Source organism: Streptomyces sp. NPDC053750 (genome assembly GCF_044544295.1).
Lineage (GTDB): Bacteria > Actinomycetota > Actinomycetes > Streptomycetales > Streptomycetaceae > Streptomyces.
This window is the reverse complement of the sequence record NZ_JBITXB010000008.1, coordinates 304,927-324,696: the sequence shown is the minus strand read 5'-3', so window position 1 is coordinate 324,696 and position 19,770 is coordinate 304,927. Positions and strand designations below refer to the sequence as shown.

The window sequence follows — 19,770 nt, the reverse complement described above, 5'->3', positions numbered from 1 at the left end:
GGCTTCGCTCCCCCGACACGGTTCGCCGTGCCCGGGCGCATCGAGGTGGACGGGCGGGTGGCCGGGGCGTGGCAGACCGCCACGCTCACCGGGATCCGCCGGGAGACGCCCCGCGCCTCCACCTTCCGGTTGGCGGTGCCCGGCTGGGCGGGCCATCTGCCCGGCCAGCACCTGATGCTGCGGCTGACCGCCGAGGACGGGTACGTGGCCCAGCGGCACTACTCGCTGGCGTCCGCGCCGGACGACTCCGGGCACATCGAGCTGACCCTCGACCATGTCGCGGACGGCGAGGTGTCCGGCTGGTTCCACACCGTCGCCCGGCCCGGCGACCGGATCGAGGTGCGCGGCCCGCTGAGCGGCTTCTTCGCCTGGCCGGGCGACCGGCCCGCGCTGCTGCTGGGCGCGGGGTCCGGGGTCGTCCCGCTGATGTCGATGGTGCGGCACCACCGGGCGCGGGGGCTGTCGGTGCCGCTGCGGCTCCTGGTCTCCGCCCGCAGCCCCGAGGAGCTGATCTACGCCCGTGAGTTCGGTGCGGAGACGACGCCGGTCTTCACCCGCAGCGCGCCGGACGGGGCACCCGTGGGCCGGATGACGGCCTCCCACCTGGCACCGTTCCTGTCCGAGCCGCCCGTCGGCGGCTGGGAGGCCTACGTGTGCGGCTCCAACGCCTTCGCGGAGCACGCCTCACGGCTGCTGGTGGCGGCCGGTCAGCCGGTGCACCGCATCCGGATCGAACGCTTCGGCTGACCCGCGCCACGGTCCCGCCCCTCCCGCGGCGCGGGGCCGGGCCGGGTTTCCCCGCGCCGCCGTCGGGCACCTGTCCCGCGGCGCGGATCGGTCGTCCGTTGTTTCGGGGTGGGCGACACGGTGGCGAAACCCGCCGGGCGGGGTACCAGACCTGTGCGGGCACTCGCACGCGTGGCGCGATGCGGAGGCACGGCGGTCCCCGGCTCGTACGGCCGTCCGTCCGGCCCTCCGGTCGCGGTGATCGCGAGGAGGTCGACATGCGAACCCGGGTGCGCGGCTGGCGCCGGCGGCGCAATCCGCTGCGACGCCGGTCGGACGTCGTGGAGGCGTGGACGACCGTGGTCGTCGCCCTCCTGCTCTTCGTGGGAGCACCACTGCTGGGCGCCGCCACGGCCTGGTGGGGTCACGACCGGGCGCAGGCGGTCGTGGCGGAACAGCGGGCCGAGCGGCACCGTGTCCGCGCCGTCGTGGCCGGCGCCACCTCCGAGAGGCTTCCGTCGGTCGAGGGCATTCCGCAGCACTCGTATCGCGCGACCGTCCACTGGAGCACGCCGGACGGCAGCGAACGGACCACCACCGCCCGGGTCCCGGCCGGCACCCGGCACGGTGACACGGTCCACGTGTGGCTGGACTCCCGGGGCCGGAGCGTGCCGCCACCGGCGGACGACTCCACGGTCTGGCAGCACAGCATCACCATCGGTGCGTTCACCGCGCTCGGGGCGGCGCTCCCGATCCTCCTCGCGCACTGCGCCGTACGCAGGGTGGCGCTGCGGCGCCGGATGGCCGAGTGGGACCGCGACTGGGCCCTCACCGAGCCTCAGTGGACGCACCGCCGGGCCTGATGCCGGCGCGGTGACCCGACCACTGACCCGGCTCCCGACGGGCCGTCGCCGCCTTCGTCCGCCCGCGGAGAGCGGGCCATCATCCTGACCTGCGGTTCGACGGGTCGAACACAGACGGCCACCACACCGGACATCAGGTGCATCGACCAGGGATCTGGCGAGACCTCCGACCATTCACGTACGGTGTGATCGTCCGTACGCTCCGGCACAGTCCCTCCGCAAAGGCGGTTCTCGATGGCCCTGTTCGACCTTCCGCTCGACGAACTCCGCGCCTACCGCAGCGCATCGGCCGAGCCCGAGGACTTCGACGCGTTCTGGACCAAGACGCTCGAGGAGGCCCGCGCCCACGAACTGGACGCCCGCTTCGAACCGGTCGACACCGGGCTGTCCACGGTGCGCGTCCACGACGTGACGTTCGCCGGGTTCGGCGGCCACCCGGTCAAGGGCTGGCTGATACTGCCCGCCGGGGCCGAGGAGCCGTTGCCGCTGCTCGTGGAGTTCGTCGGCTACGGCGGCGGGCGCGGTCTGCCGCACGAGCACCTGCTCTGGGCGTCCACGGGTCGCGCGCACTTCGTGATGGACACCCGCGGCCAGGGCAGCGCCTGGGGCGGCGGTGGCGGCACCGCGGACCCGGTCGGCGGCGCGCCCGCCTACCCGGGCTTCATGACCCGCGGCCTGGACGCCCCCGAGAACTACTACTACCGCCGGGTCTTCACCGACGCCGTGCGTGCGGTGGAGGCGGCCCGCTCGCACCCGCTGACCGACCCGGCACGCACGGCCGTCCTCGGCGGGAGCCAGGGCGGCGGCATCAGCATCGCCGTCGGTGGCCTGGTGCCGGACCTCACGGCCGTGGCGCCGGACGTACCGTTCCTCTGCGACTTCCCGCGCGCGACCAAGCTCACCGACCGGCACCCGTACCGGGAGATCGGCCTGTACCTCAAGACGCACCGCGGCCGCACCGAGGACGCGCTGCGCACGCTCTCCTACTTCGACGGCGTGCACTTCGCGGCGCGCGGCCGGGCGCCCGCGCTGTTCTCGGCGGCGCTGGAGGACCAGACCTGCCCGCCGTCGACCGTCTTCGCGGCGTTCAACGCCTGGGCGCACGAGGACAAGGCGATCGAGGTGTACGACTTCAACGACCACGAGGGCGGCGGGCCCTTCCAGCAGGCGGCCAAGCTGCGCTGGCTGCGTACGTACGTCTGAGCCGCCCGAACCATGTCCGAGCACGAGACACAGGTTCACGGCCACTGCGACACCCGCTTCGCGGCGGTGCGCACGGCGTTCGAGGCCTCGTACTGGCCGGAGTTCGCCGCGGCGGGCAAGGAGCAGGCCCGGACGCCGGGGTGTCGCTGGGCTGTGTGATGAACCGGACGGGGCGCCCGGGCCGGTGGGGGCGGCACGGGCGCGGGGGTGTTTCGGCCGAACCGGCGGGCAGCCCTTCCCTGGTGGTTTAGACCAATGATACTTGTGGTGGCGCACCGAGCCCGCGTGGCTACCGTACGTCACCAACAGGAGGGCGCGGCATGGCCCGCACCACCCCGCACGACCACCCCCTCACCGACGGACAGCCGCTCTACTGGCGGGTGGCCGCACAGCTGCTCGGCGAGCTGCGCGACGGGACCGTCCCGCCCGGCGAACGACTGCCGGGCGAACGGCGGCTGGCCGAGCACTTCGGGGTGAGCCGCGAGACCGTACGGCAGGCCCTGGAGGTGCTGCGCCGGGACGGCCTGCTCGCCACCGACCGGCGGGGCAGCCACGCCGCCCTGCCCGGAGCGCCGGCCCAGAGCCCGGCGTCCCTGACCTTCCCGGTCGGCGCCCGGGCGGCGGAGCCGTGCACCGGCGACCGGGCGACCGTCGCCTGGGAGACGCCGCCGCCGGAGCACGCCGCGGCGCTGGGGCTGGCCCCGGGCCGGGCGACCCTGGTGCACCGCTACGCGTCCGCGAGCGCGGACGGAAGCGGCCGGCGGACGGCCGTGACCTCGTTCTCCGCGGTGGCGCTCGCCGAGGTCGAGGAGCTCGCCCGCTACCGCGACCGCGCCGACGGCACCGCCTCGGCGCAGCTCCGGCGTGCCTACGACTGGATGCGCAGGGCGGGCCTGACGCTCCATCACCGCGACACCATCACGCGGCTGCCGGACACCGCGTCGGTCCGGGTCGTACGGCGCGTGCACGACCAGTACACGCGCCCGTTGGAGATCACGGACCTCCTCGTGGACGCCCGACAGGACGCGCTGGTCTACGAGTTCACCCAACCGGCGGCGAGCTGAACCGGCGTGCGCGCGCCGGGCGCGGGGACGGCCGGGCGGGCCCTACGGCAGGCGCCGGGCCACGACCAGCCGGACGCGGGGGCTGCCGTCGGGCCGGTGCCCGAACTCGGGCAGGGCGTGCAGCTCCGCACGGAAGCCGGCGCGCGCCAGCTCGCGCCCCACGTCGCCCAGCCGGAACGTCCGGTAGTACATGACGAACGGCGGGCGCCACAGCGCGTTGCGCACCCGCATCGCGGCGTCGAAGCCCAGCAGCGTCCAGTACGCCGGGGAGCCGGGGCGGGGCGGCGCGACGACGGGGAAGGCGAAGCACCCGCCCGACCGCAGCACGGAACGCACCTGGCCGAACAGGCCCGGCAGCTCGCGGGGCAGGAAGTGCCCGAACGCGCCGAAGCTCACCACCAGGTCGAACGCGGGACCGAACGGCAGGGCACGGGCATCCGCGCGCACCCAGGAGAGCGCCGGACCCGCCGGCGCGACGCGCCGACGTGCGACGGCCAGCATGCCCGCACTGAAGTCGACCCCCGTCACCCGCTCCCGGCACACCCGGGACAGCACGTCCACGCCCGCGCCGGTGCCGCAGCACAGGTCGAGCCCGGCGCCGAACGGCCCCATCGACGCCAGCGCCGAGGCCACGGAGTCGAGCACCCGGTCCGGCGTCCGGTACGGGGTGTGGTCGAACTTCGGCGCGAGCAGGTCGTAACCGCGCTCGACCGACGAGAGTGCCTGGACGGCGAGCTCACGCAGGGTGGGGCCTTCGGGGCTGAACATCCGGTCAGCCTAGGGCCTGTCCGGTGGGGCCGGCGGGGGCTCGTCGCTCTGCCAGCACCGTGAGGACGTGCTCGCACCAGCGGGCGTTCTCCCGCTCGAACGTGATCCCGGCGAGCAGGGTGAGGTAGGGGCCGACACGGTCGGCGGCGCGCAGGTGCTCCTCCTCCGTGCGGCCGTCCAGCAGGCGCTCACGGACGCGCTCGTAGCGGGCGAGCTTGCCGAGGGCCCACGCCCTGCGCTCCTCGACCAGCGCGCGGACCTGCTCGGAGTCGACGCCGTCCATGGCCTGGATCTTGATCAGGAACTCGTCACGGATGGCGGTGGGGCGCCGGGTCGGCTCGGCGGCGAAAGCGTCCAACTGCTCCCGGCCGGCCTCCGTGAGCGAGAAGAGCCGCTTGGTGGGCCGGCGTTCCTGCGGCACCGTCCGGGCCTCGATGAGTCCGTCCCCGGCGAGGCGCTCCAGCTCGCGGTAGAGCTGCTGCGGTGTCGCGGGCCAGAAGTTGGCAAGCGAGACGTCGAACACCTTGGACAGCTCGTAGCCCGAGGCCTCGCCCTCCAGCAGGGCGGCCAGGACGGCGTACTTGAGAGACATGTCGACACGCTAGCAAGCGCACACTAGTCTACTCCTCACCTATTCAAATAGTTGATTACCAGTGCGCTGACCCGAGGAGCTGTGATGCAGGCATTCCGCGCCGCGATCGAGGCACACGACCTGGACGCCGTCGAAGCGCTGCTGGCCGAGGACGTGGTCTTCACCAGCCCGGTCGTGTTCAAGCCCTACCACGGCAAAGCGATCACGGCGGCGATCCTGCGCGCGGTCGCCGACGTCTTCGAGGACTTCCGCTACGAGCGCGCCATCGGCGAGGCGGACGGCCGCGATCACGCGCTGGTCTTCCGGACGCGGGTCGGTGACCGCGAGCTCGGCGGCTGCGACTTCCTGCACCTCGACGAGCACGGCCGGATCGACGAACTCACGGTCATGGTGCGTCCGCTGTCGGGAGCGCAGGCGCTGCAGGCGGCCATGGCGGCGCAGTTCGAGCGGATCGCCCAGGAGGCACGGGCTCGTTCGGGCGACTGATCCGCCCAGGCATGCGGAAGACGGAACGACCACACCTTGTGGTACGGTGCTGACAGCACTTGTGTACGCCCTTTCATGGGCGCCGGTGCAGTTCTCTTCGGTTCGCCGACCCGCCCGCCCTGATGCGACCGGCGCGTCCGCTTCTCAGCACAGCCTCGTGAGCAGGGTTCTCCCCGCCGTACCCGAGGTGCTGTACCCGCCGTCATGAGGCGTGTCGTCCGACCCCTCGCACGGCTTCTCTCCTCTTCCTGTCTTCCCTCCGCATGCCACATGCCCGCGTCCGTGAAAGGACCGAACACCATGACCACCACACTCGAACACCCCCCTGTCCAGCAGCCCCCGGCCGAGATCGCGCACGGTGTCCTCGACATCGACGCGGGCGGGAAGGGGCACCTGCGGGGCGCCGGCTTCCTGCCCGAGCCCTCCGACCTCGCCGTGTCCCCCGCGCTGATCCGCCGTCACGGCCTGCGCAAGGGCGACCTGGTCGAGGGCGTACGCGGCGACCGACCCGCCCTGACCGACGTGGTCCGGGTCAACGGCCGCACGCCCGACCGGCGGAACACCCGACGGCACTTCCGCGACCTGACCCCCCTGCACCCGCACGAGCGGCTGCGGCTCGAACACCCGGCGTCCGCGCTCACCGGGCGGGTCGTCGATCTGCTCGCCCCGGTGGGCAAGGGCCAGCGCGGCCTGATCGTGGCCCCGCCGAAGACCGGCAAGACCGTCCTGCTGCAGCAGATCGCCGCAGCCGTCGCCGGCAACCACCCCGAGGTCCGGCTGATGGTGGTGCTGGTCGACGAACGCCCCGAGGAGGTCACCGACATGCGGCGCTCGGTGCGGGGCGAGGTGTACGCCTCCACCTTCGACCGGAGCGCCAAGCAGCACATCGCGCTCGCCGAACTCGTCGTCGAGCGGGCCAAACGCCTCGTCGAGGCGGGCGAGGACGTCGTCGTCCTCCTCGACTCCCTCACCCGGCTCTGCCGGGCGCACAACAACGCCGCCGCCTCCAGCGGCCGCACGCTCAGCGGCGGCGTCGACGCCGGCGCGCTGCTCGGACCCAAGCGGTTCTTCGGTGCCGCCCGCCAGGCCGAGGAGGGCGGCTCCCTCACCATCCTCGCCACCGCCCTGGTGGAGACCGGCTCGCGCGCCGACGACTTCTACTTCGAGGAGCTCAAGAGCACGGGCAACATGGAGCTGCGGCTGAGCCGGGAACTCGCCTCCCACCGCGTCTTCCCGGCCGTGGACATGACCGGCTCCGGCACCCGCCGCGAGGAACTCCTGCTGTCCACCGCCGAGTCGACCGCCGTACGCGGGCTGCGGCGCGCCCTGGGGAGCCGGGACGGACACTCCGGCCTGGAGACGCTGCTGGAGCGGATGCGCGAGACACCGGACAACGCCACGTTCCTGCGCCGCGTCCAGCCGACGCTGCCGACGGACTGACCCCGGCCCGTCGACCGACCGCCGGCCGGCGCTCCTACGGCATCCGAGTGCTTGCGAGCGCGTCTCGGCCCGGGCAGCGTGGCCTTCTGGGGGCACCTTCCTACGTTGGCGGTATGACTATCAGATTCTCATCCCGGGTGGCTCGATCGACCTGCATGCTCTGCGCGGCCGGAATGCTGACGCTCATGCCTGCGGCCGCGGCTGCCCGGACGGGCCGGTCGGACCCCGGCCCGCCCGGCGGGACAGGGGTGGTGGCACCGCAACCGTCGCTGCTGTACCAGTCCGGTACAAAGGTCCGCCTCCAGCCCGGAGCGCCGGAGATCCCCTATGTCTCGGCCCTGTCCTGGGTGGTGGCCGACGCCGACACGGGCGAGGTGCTGGCCGCCCACGACGCGCACCGCAAGCTGCCACCCGCCAGCACGCTCAAGACCCTGTTCGCCCTCACGGTGCTGCCGGTCCTGCCGGGTGACATCCACCACGAGGTGAGCGCGGACGAGCTGGCCGGGATCGGAACGGGCAGCAGCCTCGTCGGTGTCGTCGAGGGCCTCACGTACCGGGTCTCCGACCTGTGGAACGGTGTCTTCCTCAACTCCGGCAACGACGCCGTCCACGTTTTGGCCTCGCTCACCGGCGGCTGGAGCGAGACCGCCGACCGGATGCAGGCCGAGGCCCGCGCCCTCGGCGCCCACGACACGCATGTGCTCTCGCCCGACGGCTACGACGCGCCGGGCCAGGTCTCGTCGGCGTACGACCTGGCGGTCTTCGGCCGGGCGGGGCTGCGCAACCCGGACTTCGCGCGGTACTGCTCCCGGATCGACGCGATGTTCCCCGGCCGGAACGGGGAGTCGTACGGGATCATGAACACCAACCGGCTGCTCACCGGGGAGGACGGCGTGGAACCGTACCCGGGGCTGATCGGCATCAAGAACGGCTACACGAGCGATGCCGGCAACACCCTGATCGCCGCCGCCCGCCGGGACGGGCGGACCCTGGTGGTGTCCCTGATGAACCCGCAGGAGGGCGGCGGGTACGCCGTGTACGAGGAGACCCGCTCGCTGCTCGACTGGGGTTTCGAGGCGGCCGGGCGGGTCGAACCGGTGGGTTCGCTGGAGCCCCGGGCCGCGCGACCGCGGCCCGGCCCAAAGGCCGCACCCACGGCGGTCACCGCGGTGAAGCCGTCGCAGGACGGACCGGGCTGGCCGGAGACCGGCGCGATCCTGGGCGTCGCCGGGCTCGGCACGGGCGTCGCGGCCCTGACCCTGCGGCGCAGACTCGCGCGGGGTGACAGGAGTTGACCCACGGGGCCGTTCAGAACACCGACAGTCCCGTCAGCGTCGTGAAGCGGTCCAGGGCCGCCACGCCGGCCACCGAATTGCCCCGCTCGTCCAGCCCGGGGCTCCACACGCACAGCGTGCAGTGGCCCGGCACGACCGCGATGATGCCGCCGCCGACCCCGCTCTTGCCCGGCAGCCCCACCCGGTAGGCGAAGTCACCGGCCGCGTCGTACGTCCCGCAGGTCAGCATCACCGCGTTGACCTGCTTGGCCTGACTGCGGCTCAGCAGCCGGGTGCCGTCGGCGCGGATGCCGTGCCGGGCCAGGAAGCCGGTCGCGAGGGCCAGGTCGGCACAGGAGGCGGCGACGGAGCACTGACGGAAGTACTGCTCCAGCAGGACCGGCACGGGATTGTCGATGTTGCCGTAGGACGCCATGAAGTGGCCGAGGGCGGCGTTCCGGTCGCCGTGCGCGGTCTCGGAGGCGGCGACCTCCTCGTCGTAGGTGAGGCCGGGGTTGCCGCTCTCCGCGCGCAGGAAGGCGAGCAGCTCGCCGGCCGCGTCCCCGGTACGGGTGTGCAGGCGGTCGGTGACGACGAGGGCGCCGGCGTTGATGAACGGGTTGCGCGGGATGCCGTTCTCGTACTCCAGTTGCACCAGGGAGTTGAAGGGATTGCCGGACGGCTCCCGGCCCACGTGCTCCCACAGGGTGTCGCCCTCGCGGGACAGATCGAGGGCGAGGGTGAACACCTTGGTGATGGACTGCGCGGAGAACGGCTCCCGCCAGTCCCCCACGCCGTAGACCGTGCCGTCCGGCTCGGCGACGGCCATGCCGAAACGGCGCGGGTCGCAGGCGGCGAGCGCCGGGATGTAGTCGGCGGGCCGGCCGCTGCCGGGGGTACGCGCGATCTCCTCGGCGATGCGCTCGAGGACCGGCTGGTAGGTCGGCGACGCACTCATGATCGCCATTCTCCCCCGACCGGCCCCGGCGCGCGCCCACCGTCCGCCGCCGGCCGGGCGAGGAACCCCCGGGTCCGGGGTGGTGCTAGCTCCACCCTTCCTCGGGGGCAGACATCATTCTGCCGCGGGACAGGCGTTCACATACTGGAGCGCATGGCCAATCCAACGGTGCTCGCCGAAACCCCTCCCACGCGCGAACGGGAAAAGGGGCGCGAAAAAGGCAGCGACTTTGCCGAACTGTCACGGCGCATAGCCGACGCGGGGCTGCTTCGACGCCGCCCCCTCTACTACACGGTGCGTTTCGGCACCGTTGCCCTCGCCCTCGCGGGAGGGGTCGCGGCCCTTCTCGTACTGGGGGACAGCTGGAGCCAGCTGTTCGTCGCCGTGGCCCTGGCCGTCGTCTTCGGCCAGCTCGGACTGGCCGCCCACGACCTCGCCCACCGGCAGGTCTTCACGCGCCGGCGTCCCAGCGAGATCGGCGGCCTCCTGGTGGCCAACCTGCTGCTGGGCATGAGCTACGGCTGGTGGATGAACAAGCACACCCGCCACCACGCCAACCCCAATCACGAGGAGAAGGACCCGGACGTCTCCCCCGACATCCTGGTCTGGTCACGGCGCCAGGCGAGCAAGGCGAAAGGGCTTCCCCGCTTCGTCGGAAAGCACCAGGCCGCTCTGTTCTTTCCCCTGCTGACTCTCGAAGGCCTGAATCTGAGTTTCAACAGCTTCAAGGCACTGCGCAGCCCTTCCATGAAGCGGCCGGTTCTCGAGGGAACGCTGCTCGTCGCCCATTTCATCCTGTATTTCGGCGGTCTGTTCACGCTCCTTTCCCCCGGCAAGGCGCTCGCCTTCATCGCCGTCCACCAGGCCCTGTTCGGTGTCTACCTGGGTTCCGTCTTCGCCCCCAACCACAAGGGCATGCCGATGATCGAGGAGGGCACGCGGCTCGACTTCCTGCGCCGCCAGGTCCTCACCTCCCGCAACGTGCGGGGCGGTGCGTTCATCGACGCCTTCATGGGCGGCCTCAACTACCAGATCGAGCACCACCTCTTCCCCAGCATGCCGACCCCGGCGCTCGGCAGGGCCCAGGTCATCACCGAGCGGTACTGCGCCGAGCTGGGCGTCCCGTACCACCAGACCGGGCTGCTCGCCTCGCACCGGGAGGCGCTGCGTCACATGCGCAGTGTCGGGGAGCCGCTGCGCAGGGCCCAGTGAGACGGAGCGGCTCGGGCGTGCCGCGGTCAGCTGTGCAGCACGCCCGTGCCCAGCAGCCCGAACAGCAGGAGGCCGACCACGATCCGGTAGATCACGAAGGCGTTGAAGGAGTGCTTGGCGACGAACTTCAGCAGCCAGGCGATGGAGGCGTACGCCACCACGAAGGAGACGAGGGTGCCGACCGCCAGCGGTGCGGCACCCGCCCCCGTGCCCAGGGCGTCCTTGAGCTCGTACAGGCCTGCGCCGGTCAGGGCCGGGATGCCGAGGAAGAAGGAGAGCCGGGTGGCGGCCACCCGGTCGAGGTCGAGCATCAGCGCGGTGGACATGGTGGCGCCGGAACGGGAGAAGCCCGGGAAGAGCAGGGCCAGGATCTGGGAGCCGCCGACGAGCATGGCGTCCTTGAACGAGGTGTCGTCCTCGCCCCGCTTGTGCCGGCCCATCCGGTCCGCCGCCCACATGACGCCACTGCCGACGATCAGCGAGCCGGCCACTACCCACAGTGAGGCGAGGGGTCCCTTGATCAGGGGCTTTGCGGCGAGCCCCACCAGGACGATCGGGATCGTCGCGAAGATCACCCACCAGGCGAACTTGTAGTCGTGGTGGTAGCGCTGCTCCCGGTCGGTCAGTCCGCGCAGCCACGCGGAGACGATCCGCACGATGTCCTTGAAGAAGTAGACGAGCACGGCGGCGATCGCGCCGACCTGGATGACGGCCGAGAACCCCACGACGGCGTCGTCGTCGACGGGGATGCCCATCAGCCCCTCGACGATCTTGAGGTGGCCGGTGGAGGAGACGGGCAGGAACTCGGTCACCCCCTCGACGGCTCCGAGGACAACGGCCTGACCGATGCTGATGACGCTCATGGGTTCCCGTTCTGCTCCGGCTGCGGACGCGAGGGCGACGGTCGTGGCGGGGCCGGTCCTCCCATGGCCGGTCCTCCCACGGCCAGTCCTACTACACGCGGGACGGTGCCTCGCGTCATGCCCGGAGCGCGTCGGCCGGTGTCACCCCCGCGAACACCGCTCCGAGGCCGACCGCCACACGCGCGAGCGTCTCGCAGCGGCCGGGGTCCCGGTGTCCGGGACCCCGGCCGCTCGTGAGGATTCAGCGGTGGCGGAACCACTCCGTCGCCGGCAGTGCCCTGTCGTCGTAGCCGAACAGGGCCTGGTTCTCCCAGCCGTTGCCGGAGGACGGGTCGGTGGGGTCCCAGCCGTTGCCGTCCACCGCCGTCCAGGTCGCCTCCCAGTAGAAGACGCCGAGGCCACGGCCGTTCGGGACGGCCTCCACGATGTTCGCCACCGTGTTCATCCACGCCGTCTGCCCGGCCGGCGTCGCCGGGTAGCCGGGGACCAGCTCGCCGTCGAGGTCGATGATGTTCTCGTGCGCGTCCTCGCTGTCCAGCCGGAACGGGTAGGCCGTCTCGGCGACGAAGACCGGCTTGCCGTAGCGGGCGGCCGTGTCGTCCAGGGTGGTCTGGAAGTCGGAGAGCGGGCCGTGCCAGTAGCCGTAGTACGACAGGCCGACGGCGTCGAACCGGACGCCGTGCGCGACGGCGTTGTCGAACCACCAGCGGGTGCCCGCCAGGTCGCCGCCCTTGGCGAGGTGCAGCGCGACGGGGGTGGCCGCGTCGACCTTCTTGACCGCGTCGTACCCGCTGTTGATCAACCCGGCGAGCTGCGGCCAGTTGTCCGTGGAGCCCTCGTTCCACAGCATGCCGCCGTTGATCTCGTTGCCGACCTGGACCATGTCGGCGCCTGTGCCCTGCTTCCTGAGCGCGCTCAGCACGTCGTACGTGTGGCGGTACACGTCCGTCCTGAGCTGGTCGTAGGTGTGCCCCGCCCAGGCGGCGGGCTTGCTCTGGGCGCCGGGGTCGGCCCAGGTGTCCGAGTAGTGGAAGTCGACCAGCAGCTTCATGCCCTGCGCCTTGACGCGCTTGGCGGTCGCCAGGACCCGTGCCTTGTTGTTGTAGCCGTCGGCCGGGTTCACCCAGACCTTCAGGCGGGCGTAGTTCATGCCGGCGGACTTCAGGATGCCCAGCGCGTCGCCCGCCGACCCCGAACTCGTGCGGTAGGTGCCGCCGTGGGCCTCGCTCTTGGCGAGGGACGAGACGTCGGCGCCCTTGACCGGCAGTCCCGAGGAGGCGCCCTGCGTGAAGGTCAGGTCGTCGACATTGATCCAGTTGCCGGCGTTCGCGTCACTGTTGATGCTGACCGTGCACTGGTTGGCGGTCACCTCGACCGGCACGACGATGCGGATCCACCCACTGGCGGACACCGGAAGGTCGGTGCGCTGCTCGGCCGACCCACAGTTCTTCAGTGCTATCCATGCGGCGTTCTGGCCGCCGCCGGAGCGGACCCAGGCGGTCAGCCGGTAGCTGCCGTTGGTGAGTCCGGAAAGGTACTGGTAGGTCTCGACCCGGTACGCGGACGAGGACCAGTGGCTCAGCCGGTTGCTGCCGCCGTGGCCGCCCGCCTCGGTGTAGGAGGCGCCGGTCGAACCGTACTCCGACCAGCCGGCGGGTACGGCCGCGCCTGCGCCGTCGGCCTCGAAACCACCGTTGGTGAGCGTGCTCGCCGCGTGGGCGCTCTGGGCCGGCAGGGCGGCGAGGGCGAGACCGGCCACGAGGGGCGGCAGCAGGGCCTTGAGGGTGCGTCTGGGATGGAACATCGTCGTCCGTGGTCCCTTCGACTGGAGGATGACTGGAGGTGGGGGCTGGGAGGAGCGAGAGCGGCGGCTAGCCGTCGAGCCGGACGACCCGGACGGCGCCGGCCGGGACCGCGAGGCGGCCCGCGGCGCGTTCCCCGGTGAGCAGTTCGGTGCCGTGCGCGTCCAGCGGCACCTTGGCGTCCGAGGCGGTGTGGTTGATCGCGAACAGGTAGGTGCCCGACTCGCCGGTGCGGCGCACCACCTCGACGTCGCGGGGCAGGTCATCGCGGGGAGCGATGCGCGCGTCCTCGGCCGCCCGGCCGAGGACGGCGTCCAGGCCCTCGGCACCGAGGCGGGTGGAGACGTACCAGGCGGTGCCTTCGCCGAGGCGGTGGCGGGTGACGGCGGGCCGGCCCGCGGTCAGGCCGTCGGCGTACGTCCACACCGGCTCGGCGCCGCGCGGCACGACGAACTCCGTCCACACGTCGCCGGTCAGCTCGGCGCCGTCCGGGCCGGTGATCCGTACCCGTTCGCCCGCCAGCAGGGGCGAGAACTCCTCGACGGTGACGCCGAGCACGTCCCGGAGCGCGCCCGGGTAGGCGCCCTCGTGGACGGCGTCGTGCTCGTCGACGATGCCGGAGAAGTAGGAGACGACGAGGGTGCCGCCCCGCTCGACGTACTCCCTGAGGTTGTTCCCCGCCGCCTCCGTCGTGAGGTAGAGCGCGGGGACGACGACAAGGGGATGGGCCGACAAGTCGGCTTCCGGGTGGGCGAAGTCGACGGTGAGGTGGCGGTCGTAGAGGGCCTCGTAGAACGCGTCGGCGCGCTCGCGCGGGTCGTGGTCCTCGCTGGGGCGCCACTGGAGGGTCTGGGCCCACCAGGAGTGCCAGTCCCAGACCATCGCGACGTCGGCCTCGGTGCGGGTGCCGCGGAGCGGGTTCAGCGAGTCGATGGAGGCGCCGAGTTCGACCACCTCGCGCCAGACGCGGGTGTCCGTGCCGCCGTGCGGCAGCATCGCCGAGTGAAACTTCTCGGCGCCGCGCCGGGACTGGCGCCACTGGAAGAACATGGCGCCCTCGGAGCCGCGGGCCACGTGGGCGAGGGAGTTGCGGGCCATCTGGCCGGGCGCCTTGGCCGGGTTGCGGGGCTGCCAGTTGACGCCCGAGGTGGAGTGTTCGAGCAACAGCCAGGGGGTGCCGCCCGCGACGGAGCGGGTGAGGTCGGCGGCCATGGCGAGGTTGACGTGGGTGCGGCGGCCGTCGGTGATCAGGTAGTGGTCGTTGGTGACGAGGTCGACCTCGCGGCCCCAGGCCCAGTAGTCGACGGAGTCGCACTGGCTGAGGGCGGTCATGAAGTTGGTGGTGACCGGGACGCCGGGTGAGAGACGGTGCAGGATGTCCCGCTCCGCCGTGAAGTTCTCCCGCATGGTGGCGTCGGCGAAGCGCTTGTAGTCCAGCGCCTGGGCCGGGTTGCCCACCGTCGGGGTCGTGCGCGGCGGGTTGATCTGGTCGAAGTCGGCGTAGCGCTGGCCCCAGAAGGCCGTGCCCCAGGCCTCGTTGACGGCGTCGACCGTGCCGTACGTCGTCGCCAGCCAGCGGCGGAAGTGCCCGGCGCAGGACTCGCAGTAGCAGGCCGAGACGGGAACGCCGTACTCGTTGTGGACGTGCCACAGCGCCAGGGCCGGGTGGGTTCCGTAGCGCTCGGCGAGTTTCGTGGTGATGTTGGCCGCGGCGGCCCGGTAGTCGGCGTTGCTGTGGCAGATGGCGCCGCGGGAGCCGAACTCGAAGCGCACGCCGTCGGCGGTGACCGGGAGGGCCTCGGGGTGGGCCCGGTAGAACCAGGCGGGCGGGGCGACGGTGGGGGTGCCGAGGTCGGCGCGGATGCCGTTCTCGTGCAGCAGGTCGAGGAGCCGGTCGAGCCAGCCGAAGTCGTACGTGCCGGGGGCGGGCTCCAGCAGGGCCCAGGAGAAGATGCCGGCGCTCACCATGGTGACGCCGGCCTCGCGCATCAGCCGGACGTCCTCCTGCCAGACGCTCTCCGGCCACTGCTCGGGGTTGTAGTCCCCGCCGAAGGCGAGCCCGGTCAGGCCCCTGGGGGTGGTCTCCGGCATGGCTGGTCTCCCGATGTGATCGATCAATTGGGAACGTGCACACACATGGTCAGCGGTGCAAGCCCAACATAACCGCACAGCAACAACCATTGACAAGTGTCCGGGATGTTTCTCTACTGTGAACGCTCACAGAAGCATGGCAGGTCTCCGCAGCAGGCGGAGACCCAGGTCAGGGGAGAGTTCCATGCCGTACACGAAGCGCCGCCGCCTGGTGACGTCCGCCGTCGCCGTCGCGCTCGGCGCCACCGCCCTCGCCGCCTGCGGCTCGTCCGACGACGACAGCGACGCCCAGTCGGGCCCGGTGTCGCTGACGTACTGGACCTGGACGCCCGGCATGGACAAGGTCGTCGACCTGTGGAACAAGGGCCCGGGCAAGAAGGAGCAGATCACCGTCACGGTGAAGAAGCAGGCGTCCGGCGACACGCTGGTCACCAAGATCCTCACCGCGCACAAGGCCGGCAAGGCGCCCGACCTGGTCCAGGCCGAGTACCAGGCACTGCCGACCCTGGTCAGCAACGACGCACTCGCCGACATATCCGGCGAGGTCGGCGACGAGCAGAGCCGGTTCGCCGAGGGCGTCTGGCAGCAGACCACGCTGGGCACCGACGCCGTCTACGCGGTCCCGCAGGACATCGGGCCGATGATGTTCTACTACCGCGAGGATCTGTTCAAGAAGTACGACCTGAAGGTGCCCGCCACCTGGGACGAGTTCGCCGAGACCGCGCGCAAGCTGAAGAAGGCGGCCCCCGACAAGGACCTCACCACCTTCTCCGCCAACGACTCCGGCCTCTTCGCGGGCCTCGCCCAGCAGGCCGGCGCCCAGTGGTGGACCACCGAGGGTCAGAAGTGGAAGGTCGGCATCGACGACGAGGCGACCAGGAAGGTCGCCGAGTTCTGGGGCGGCCTCGTCAAGGAGGGCGCCATCGACAACCAGCCGATGTACACCCCGGCCTGGAACAAGGCGCTCAACACCGGCGAGCAGATCGCCTGGGTCAGCGCCGTGTGGGCACCGGGCACGCTGAGCACCGCCGCGCCCGACACCAAGGGCAAGTGGGCCATGGCCCCGCTCCCCCAGTGGTCCGACAGCGAGAACCGCACCGGCAGCTGGGGCGGCTCCTCCACCGGCGTGACCACCGACTCGAAGCACAAGGACGCCGCCGCGAAGTTCGCCGCCTGGCTGAACACGGACCGCGACGCGCTGAACGCCCTGGCCAAGGAGGGCGGCATCTACCCGGCCGCCACCTCCGCCCAGCTCAGCGGCGCCTTCACCAACCCGCCGGAGTACTTCTCCAACCAGCCGGACTTCTACACCAGGGCCGCCGACATCGCGAAGACGACCGCGCCCTCCGCCTGGGGGCCGAACGTCAACGTCGCCTACACCACCTTCAAGGACGCGTTCGCCGCCGCCGCCAAGAACAAGTCGGACTTCACCGCCGCCCTGACCACCATGCAGGACGAGACGGTCGCCGACCTGAAGAAGCAGGGCTTCGAGGTCGCTCCGTGACCGGCACGACGGCACGCCGGAGGTCGTACGGGGTCAAGAGCGCCCCGTACGCCCACCCGTCTCCCACCACCGCCCTCAAAGGAGCGCTTCGCGCCCCCTACTTCTTCCTGATCCCCGCGACCGCCCTGTTCCTGCTCTTCTTCGCCCTGCCCATCGGCTACGCCGTCTACCTCAGCTTCCGCAAGGTGGAGGTCTCCGGGCTGGGCCTGGGCGCCGGAGCGCGGAAGGAGGTCTGGGCCGGCTTCCAGAACTACACCGACGCCCTGGGCGACAGCGAGCTGCTGGACGGTGCGCTGCGCGTCCTCGGCTACGGCTGCATCGTCGTGCCCGTGATGCTGGGCCTCGCCCTGCTGTTCGCGCTGATGCTCGACTCCGACAAGGTGCGGTTCACCTCGGTCACCCGGCTCGCGATCTTCCTGCCGTACGCCGTCCCCGGCGTGGTGGCGGCGCTGCTGTGGGGCTTCCTGTACCTGCCGGACGTCAGCCCGTTCTACTTCGTGCTCGACAGGCTCGGCCTGCCGCAGCCCGACCTGCTGGACGGCGGCCCGCTGTACCTCGCGCTGTCGAACATCGCGGTCTGGGGCGGCACCGGCTTCAACATGATCGTCATCTACACCTCGCTGCAGTCCATCCCGGCCGAGGTGTACGAGGCGGCCAAGCTGGACGGGGCCTCCCCCCTGCAGATCGCGCTGCGGATCAAGATCCCGATGGTGGCGCCGTCCCTGGTGCTGACGTTCTTCTTCTCGATCATCGCCACCCTTCAGGTGTTCAGCGAGCCGACCACCCTCAAACCGCTCACCAACTCGGTTTCCACGACCTGGAGTCCGCTGATGAAGGTGTACCAGGACGCCTTCGGCAACGGCGACATCCACTCCGCTGCCGCCCAGGCGGCGATCATCGCCGTCGTCACCCTGGTGCTGTCCTTCGGGTTCCTGCGGGCGACGAACCGGCGCAACAAGCAGGAGGCAGCCCGATGAGTTCCCTTGCCGTCCGCAAGGCGCAGCCGGCGGCGGGCACCACGCCCGGCACCGCCCAGGGTCCGCCGCTGCGCCGCCGGATCGCCCTGGTCCCGACGCTCACGCTGCTGCTCGGCGCGGCCTACTGCCTGCTGCCGGTGGCCTGGGTGGTGATCGCGGCCACCAAGTCGGGCAGCGAGCTGTTCTCCACCTTCACCTTCCTCCCGGGCACGGGCTTCGCCGACAACGTGAGCGACCTCAGCGCCTACCGCGACGGCGTCTACTGGCAGTGGATGGCCAACTCGGCCCTCTACGCCGGTCTCGGCGCCCTGCTGTCCACGGTCGTGTCGGCGCTCAGCGGCTACGCGCTGGCGATCTACCGCTTCCGCGGCCGGGAAACGCTGTTCAACGTGCTGCTCGCGGGCGTGCTGATGCCGCCGGTGATCCTCGCCGTCCCGCAGTACCTGCTGCTGGCCGAGGCGGACCTGACGGACTCCTACCTGGCCGTGCTGCTCCCCCAGATCCTCTCCCCCTACGGCGTCTACCTGGCCCGCATCTACGCGTCGGCGGCCGTGCCCGCGGACGTGGTGGAGGCCGGGCGGATGGACGGGGCGAGCGAGTGGCGGATCTTCACCCGGGTCGCGCTGCCGATGATGGTGCCTGGGCTGGTGACGGTGTTCCTGTTCCAGTTCGTGGCCGTGTGGAACAACTTCCTGCTGCCGTACATCATGCTCAGCGACGACGAGAAGTTCCCGATCACCCTTGGTCTGCACACGCTGCTGGAGCAGGGCGCGAACACGCCCGCGCTCTACACCCTGGTGATCACCGGTGCCTTCCTCGCGGTGATTCCGCTGGTCGCCCTCTTCCTGGTCGTCCAGCGGTTCTGGAGCCTCGACCTGCTCTCCGGGGCCGTAAAGTCATGACCATGAGCAACACGGGGGGCCGGCGCCGACCGCCGACGATCCACGACGTGGCGCGCGAGGCGGGAGTCTCGCGGGGCACGGTGTCACGCGTGCTCAACGGCGGGCACTACGTCAGCCCGGCCGCGCAGGAGGCCGTCAACGCGGCCATCCGCAAGACGGGTTACGTCGTCAACCGGCACGCCCGGTCACTGATCACCGGGCGTTCGGACTCGGTGGGTTTCCTGCTCACGGAACCGCAGGAGCGGTTCTTCGAGGACCCCAACTTCAACGTCCTGCTGCGCGGCTGCACCCAGGCGCTGGCCGCGCACGACGTGCCGCTGCTGCTGATGCTCGCCGGGACGAAGGACGAACGGCGGCGCATCACGCGGTACATCACGGCGGGGCACGTCGACGGCGTGCTGCTGGTCTCCAGCCACTCCGGGGACCCGGTCGCCGAGGAGTTGCGCGCGGCGGGCGTGCCGCTGGTCGCGTGCGGCAAGCCGATCGGGCTGGGCTCGAAGGTGAGTTACGTGGCCGCCGACGACCGGGACGGCGCCCGGGACATGGTCCGGCATCTGCTGTCGCTGGGGCGGCGGCGCGTCGGCGTCGTCACCGGCCCGCTGGACACTCCGGGCGGAGTGGAGCGTCTCGCCGGCTACCGGGAGGTGCTCGCCGAGGCGGGCGTCGCCTTCGACGAGCGGCTGGTGGTCTCCGGCGACTACAGCCGGGCCAGCGGTGAGGCGGGCGGGGAGCGGCTGCTGGCGCAGGCCCCTGACCTGGACGCCGTGTTCGTGGCCTCCGACCTGATGGCACAAGGCGTGCTGACGGCGTTGCAGCGGGCCGGGCGACGGGTGCCCGAGGATGTGGCCGTGGGCGGTTTCGACGACTCGCCCGCCGCCGTCGCCGCCAGCCCCGAGCTGACCACCATCCGGCAGCCCTGGGACCGGATCAGCGCGGAGATGGTCCGGGTGCTGCTGGCCCAGATCAGCGGGGAGGACCCGGCGACGGTGATCCTGCCGACGGAGCTGGTGCGGCGGGAGTCCGCCTGAGCCCCGCCCCTTCCTTG

General features: G+C 71.6%; 19 protein-coding genes. 13 read left to right on the top strand and 6 right to left on the bottom strand.

Annotated elements, in window-relative coordinates:
- Positions 1 to 27: 27 nt before the first annotated feature.
- The 5 genes from ACIGO6_RS24310 (at position 28) to ACIGO6_RS24290 (ending at position 3,856) form a co-directional block, all read left to right on the top strand.
- A complete protein-coding gene (locus ACIGO6_RS24310; RefSeq protein ID WP_399879412.1) occupies positions 28 to 747 on the top strand; it encodes a ferredoxin reductase in 720 nt (239 codons plus the stop codon).
- 257 nt (positions 748 to 1,004) lie between these two features.
- Entirely contained in the window at positions 1,005 to 1,589 is a 585-nt protein-coding gene (locus tag ACIGO6_RS24305) for a hypothetical protein (RefSeq protein WP_399879411.1), read from the top strand.
- Between the two features lie 234 nt (positions 1,590 to 1,823).
- A complete protein-coding gene (locus tag ACIGO6_RS24300) occupies positions 1,824 to 2,792 on the top strand; it encodes an acetylxylan esterase (protein WP_399879409.1) in 969 nt (322 codons plus the stop codon).
- A 12-nt stretch (positions 2,793 to 2,804) separates the two neighbouring features.
- Entirely contained in the window at positions 2,805 to 2,951 is a 147-nt protein-coding gene (locus ACIGO6_RS24295) for a hypothetical protein (RefSeq protein WP_399879407.1), read from the top strand.
- Between the two features lie 161 nt (positions 2,952 to 3,112).
- Entirely contained in the window at positions 3,113 to 3,856 is a 744-nt protein-coding gene (locus tag ACIGO6_RS24290) for a GntR family transcriptional regulator (protein WP_399879405.1), read from the top strand.
- Positions 3,857 to 3,898: 42 nt separating this feature from the next.
- Here the strand turns inward: ACIGO6_RS24290 and ACIGO6_RS24285 are convergent, their stop codons facing one another.
- Both ACIGO6_RS24285 and ACIGO6_RS24280 read right to left on the bottom strand, forming a co-directional pair.
- The gene (locus ACIGO6_RS24285; RefSeq protein ID WP_399879403.1) at positions 3,899 to 4,624 is read right to left on the bottom strand and encodes a class I SAM-dependent methyltransferase; all 726 of its coding nucleotides are present in this window, start codon (positions 4,622 to 4,624) and stop codon (positions 3,899 to 3,901) included.
- A 4-nt stretch (positions 4,625 to 4,628) separates the two neighbouring features.
- On the bottom strand, positions 4,629 to 5,216 hold the full coding sequence (locus ACIGO6_RS24280) for a PadR family transcriptional regulator (protein ID WP_399879401.1): 588 nt from the start codon (positions 5,214 to 5,216) through the stop codon (positions 4,629 to 4,631).
- 84 nt (positions 5,217 to 5,300) lie between these two features.
- Here ACIGO6_RS24280 and ACIGO6_RS24275 point away from each other — a divergent pair, with 84 nt between their 5' ends.
- The 3 genes from ACIGO6_RS24275 (at position 5,301) to ACIGO6_RS24265 (ending at position 8,437) form a co-directional block, all read left to right on the top strand.
- Positions 5,301 to 5,702 (top strand): nuclear transport factor 2 family protein, encoded by a 402-nt coding sequence (locus ACIGO6_RS24275; RefSeq protein WP_399879400.1) that lies wholly within the window; start codon positions 5,301 to 5,303, stop codon positions 5,700 to 5,702.
- A 300-nt stretch (positions 5,703 to 6,002) separates the two neighbouring features.
- Positions 6,003 to 7,142 carry a transcription termination factor Rho gene (gene rho, locus ACIGO6_RS24270; RefSeq protein WP_399879398.1) on the top strand — a complete coding sequence of 380 codons (1,140 nt, stop codon included), beginning with the start codon at positions 6,003 to 6,005 and terminating at the stop codon, positions 7,140 to 7,142.
- Positions 7,143 to 7,255: 113 nt separating this feature from the next.
- Positions 7,256 to 8,437 (top strand): D-alanyl-D-alanine carboxypeptidase family protein, encoded by a 1,182-nt coding sequence (locus ACIGO6_RS24265; RefSeq protein ID WP_399879396.1) that lies wholly within the window; start codon positions 7,256 to 7,258, stop codon positions 8,435 to 8,437.
- 13 nt (positions 8,438 to 8,450) lie between these two features.
- Here the strand turns inward: ACIGO6_RS24265 and ACIGO6_RS24260 are convergent, their stop codons facing one another.
- The gene (locus ACIGO6_RS24260; RefSeq protein WP_399879394.1) at positions 8,451 to 9,383 is read right to left on the bottom strand and encodes a glutaminase; all 933 of its coding nucleotides are present in this window, start codon (positions 9,381 to 9,383) and stop codon (positions 8,451 to 8,453) included.
- A 144-nt stretch (positions 9,384 to 9,527) separates the two neighbouring features.
- Between ACIGO6_RS24260 and ACIGO6_RS24255 the strand changes: the two genes are divergently transcribed.
- Positions 9,528 to 10,586 (top strand): fatty acid desaturase family protein, encoded by a 1,059-nt coding sequence (locus ACIGO6_RS24255; RefSeq protein WP_399879392.1) that lies wholly within the window; start codon positions 9,528 to 9,530, stop codon positions 10,584 to 10,586.
- A 26-nt stretch (positions 10,587 to 10,612) separates the two neighbouring features.
- On the opposite strand, the gene ACIGO6_RS24250 is transcribed toward ACIGO6_RS24255, so the two are convergent.
- The 3 genes from ACIGO6_RS24250 to ACIGO6_RS24240 form a co-directional block, all read right to left on the bottom strand.
- A complete protein-coding gene (locus ACIGO6_RS24250; RefSeq protein ID WP_399879390.1) occupies positions 10,613 to 11,449 on the bottom strand; it encodes an undecaprenyl-diphosphate phosphatase in 837 nt (278 codons plus the stop codon).
- Between the two features lie 241 nt (positions 11,450 to 11,690).
- Complete coding sequence (locus ACIGO6_RS24245; RefSeq protein ID WP_399879388.1) at positions 11,691 to 13,253, bottom strand: glycosyl hydrolase 53 family protein; 1,563 nt, start codon at positions 13,251 to 13,253, stop codon at positions 11,691 to 11,693.
- Positions 13,254 to 13,320: 67 nt separating this feature from the next.
- Positions 13,321 to 15,342, bottom strand: coding sequence for a beta-galactosidase (locus ACIGO6_RS24240; protein WP_399879387.1), 2,022 nt, complete (start codon positions 15,340 to 15,342; stop codon positions 13,321 to 13,323).
- A gap of 184 nt (positions 15,343 to 15,526) precedes the next feature.
- Between ACIGO6_RS24240 and ACIGO6_RS24235 the strand changes: the two genes are divergently transcribed.
- Genes ACIGO6_RS24235 through ACIGO6_RS24220 form a run of 4 tightly spaced genes read left to right on the top strand, consistent with a single transcriptional unit; the run spans position 15,527 to position 19,753 of the window.
- Positions 15,527 to 16,846 (top strand): ABC transporter substrate-binding protein, encoded by a 1,320-nt coding sequence (locus ACIGO6_RS24235; RefSeq protein WP_399879386.1) that lies wholly within the window; start codon positions 15,527 to 15,529, stop codon positions 16,844 to 16,846.
- Entirely contained in the window at positions 16,843 to 17,823 is a 981-nt protein-coding gene (locus ACIGO6_RS24230) for a carbohydrate ABC transporter permease (RefSeq protein ID WP_399879384.1), read from the top strand. The genes ACIGO6_RS24235 and ACIGO6_RS24230 overlap by 4 nt, the downstream gene beginning before the upstream one ends.
- On the top strand, positions 17,820 to 18,725 hold the full coding sequence (locus ACIGO6_RS24225; protein WP_399879382.1) for a carbohydrate ABC transporter permease: 906 nt from the start codon (positions 17,820 to 17,822) through the stop codon (positions 18,723 to 18,725). The genes ACIGO6_RS24230 and ACIGO6_RS24225 overlap by 4 nt, the downstream gene beginning before the upstream one ends.
- On the top strand, positions 18,722 to 19,753 hold the full coding sequence (locus ACIGO6_RS24220; protein WP_399879380.1) for a LacI family DNA-binding transcriptional regulator: 1,032 nt from the start codon (positions 18,722 to 18,724) through the stop codon (positions 19,751 to 19,753). Before ACIGO6_RS24225 ends, ACIGO6_RS24220 begins: the two co-directional genes overlap by 4 nt.
- Positions 19,754 to 19,770: the final 17 nt, after the last annotated feature.

Excerpts from the sequence above, each read along its gene's own strand:
- ACIGO6_RS24295 (WP_399879407.1), top strand. The coding sequence starts at position 2,805 with ATGTCCGAGCACGAGACACAGGTTCACGGCCACTGCGACACCCGCTTC.
- ACIGO6_RS24220 (WP_399879380.1), top strand. The coding sequence starts at position 18,722 with ATGACCATGAGCAACACGGGGGGCCGGCGCCGACCGCCGACGATCCAC.
- ACIGO6_RS24260 (WP_399879394.1), bottom strand. The coding sequence starts at position 9,383 with ATGGCGATCATGAGTGCGTCGCCGACCTACCAGCCGGTCCTCGAGCGC.
- ACIGO6_RS24275 (WP_399879400.1), top strand. The coding sequence starts at position 5,301 with ATGCAGGCATTCCGCGCCGCGATCGAGGCACACGACCTGGACGCCGTC.
- ACIGO6_RS24280 (WP_399879401.1), bottom strand. The coding sequence starts at position 5,216 with ATGTCTCTCAAGTACGCCGTCCTGGCCGCCCTGCTGGAGGGCGAGGCC.
- ACIGO6_RS24240 (WP_399879387.1), bottom strand. The coding sequence starts at position 15,342 with ATGCCGGAGACCACCCCCAGGGGCCTGACCGGGCTCGCCTTCGGCGGG.
- ACIGO6_RS24290 (WP_399879405.1), top strand. The coding sequence starts at position 3,113 with ATGGCCCGCACCACCCCGCACGACCACCCCCTCACCGACGGACAGCCG.
- ACIGO6_RS24235 (WP_399879386.1), top strand. The coding sequence starts at position 15,527 with ATGCCGTACACGAAGCGCCGCCGCCTGGTGACGTCCGCCGTCGCCGTC.
- ACIGO6_RS24250 (WP_399879390.1), bottom strand. The coding sequence starts at position 11,449 with ATGAGCGTCATCAGCATCGGTCAGGCCGTTGTCCTCGGAGCCGTCGAG.
- ACIGO6_RS24285 (WP_399879403.1), bottom strand. The coding sequence starts at position 4,624 with ATGTTCAGCCCCGAAGGCCCCACCCTGCGTGAGCTCGCCGTCCAGGCA.
- rho (WP_399879398.1), top strand. The coding sequence starts at position 6,003 with ATGACCACCACACTCGAACACCCCCCTGTCCAGCAGCCCCCGGCCGAG.
- ACIGO6_RS24305 (WP_399879411.1), top strand. The coding sequence starts at position 1,005 with ATGCGAACCCGGGTGCGCGGCTGGCGCCGGCGGCGCAATCCGCTGCGA.
- ACIGO6_RS24300 (WP_399879409.1), top strand. The coding sequence starts at position 1,824 with ATGGCCCTGTTCGACCTTCCGCTCGACGAACTCCGCGCCTACCGCAGC.
- ACIGO6_RS24245 (WP_399879388.1), bottom strand. The coding sequence starts at position 13,253 with ATGTTCCATCCCAGACGCACCCTCAAGGCCCTGCTGCCGCCCCTCGTG.
- ACIGO6_RS24225 (WP_399879382.1), top strand. The coding sequence starts at position 17,820 with ATGAGTTCCCTTGCCGTCCGCAAGGCGCAGCCGGCGGCGGGCACCACG.
- ACIGO6_RS24265 (WP_399879396.1), top strand. The coding sequence starts at position 7,256 with ATGACTATCAGATTCTCATCCCGGGTGGCTCGATCGACCTGCATGCTC.
- ACIGO6_RS24255 (WP_399879392.1), top strand. The coding sequence starts at position 9,528 with ATGGCCAATCCAACGGTGCTCGCCGAAACCCCTCCCACGCGCGAACGG.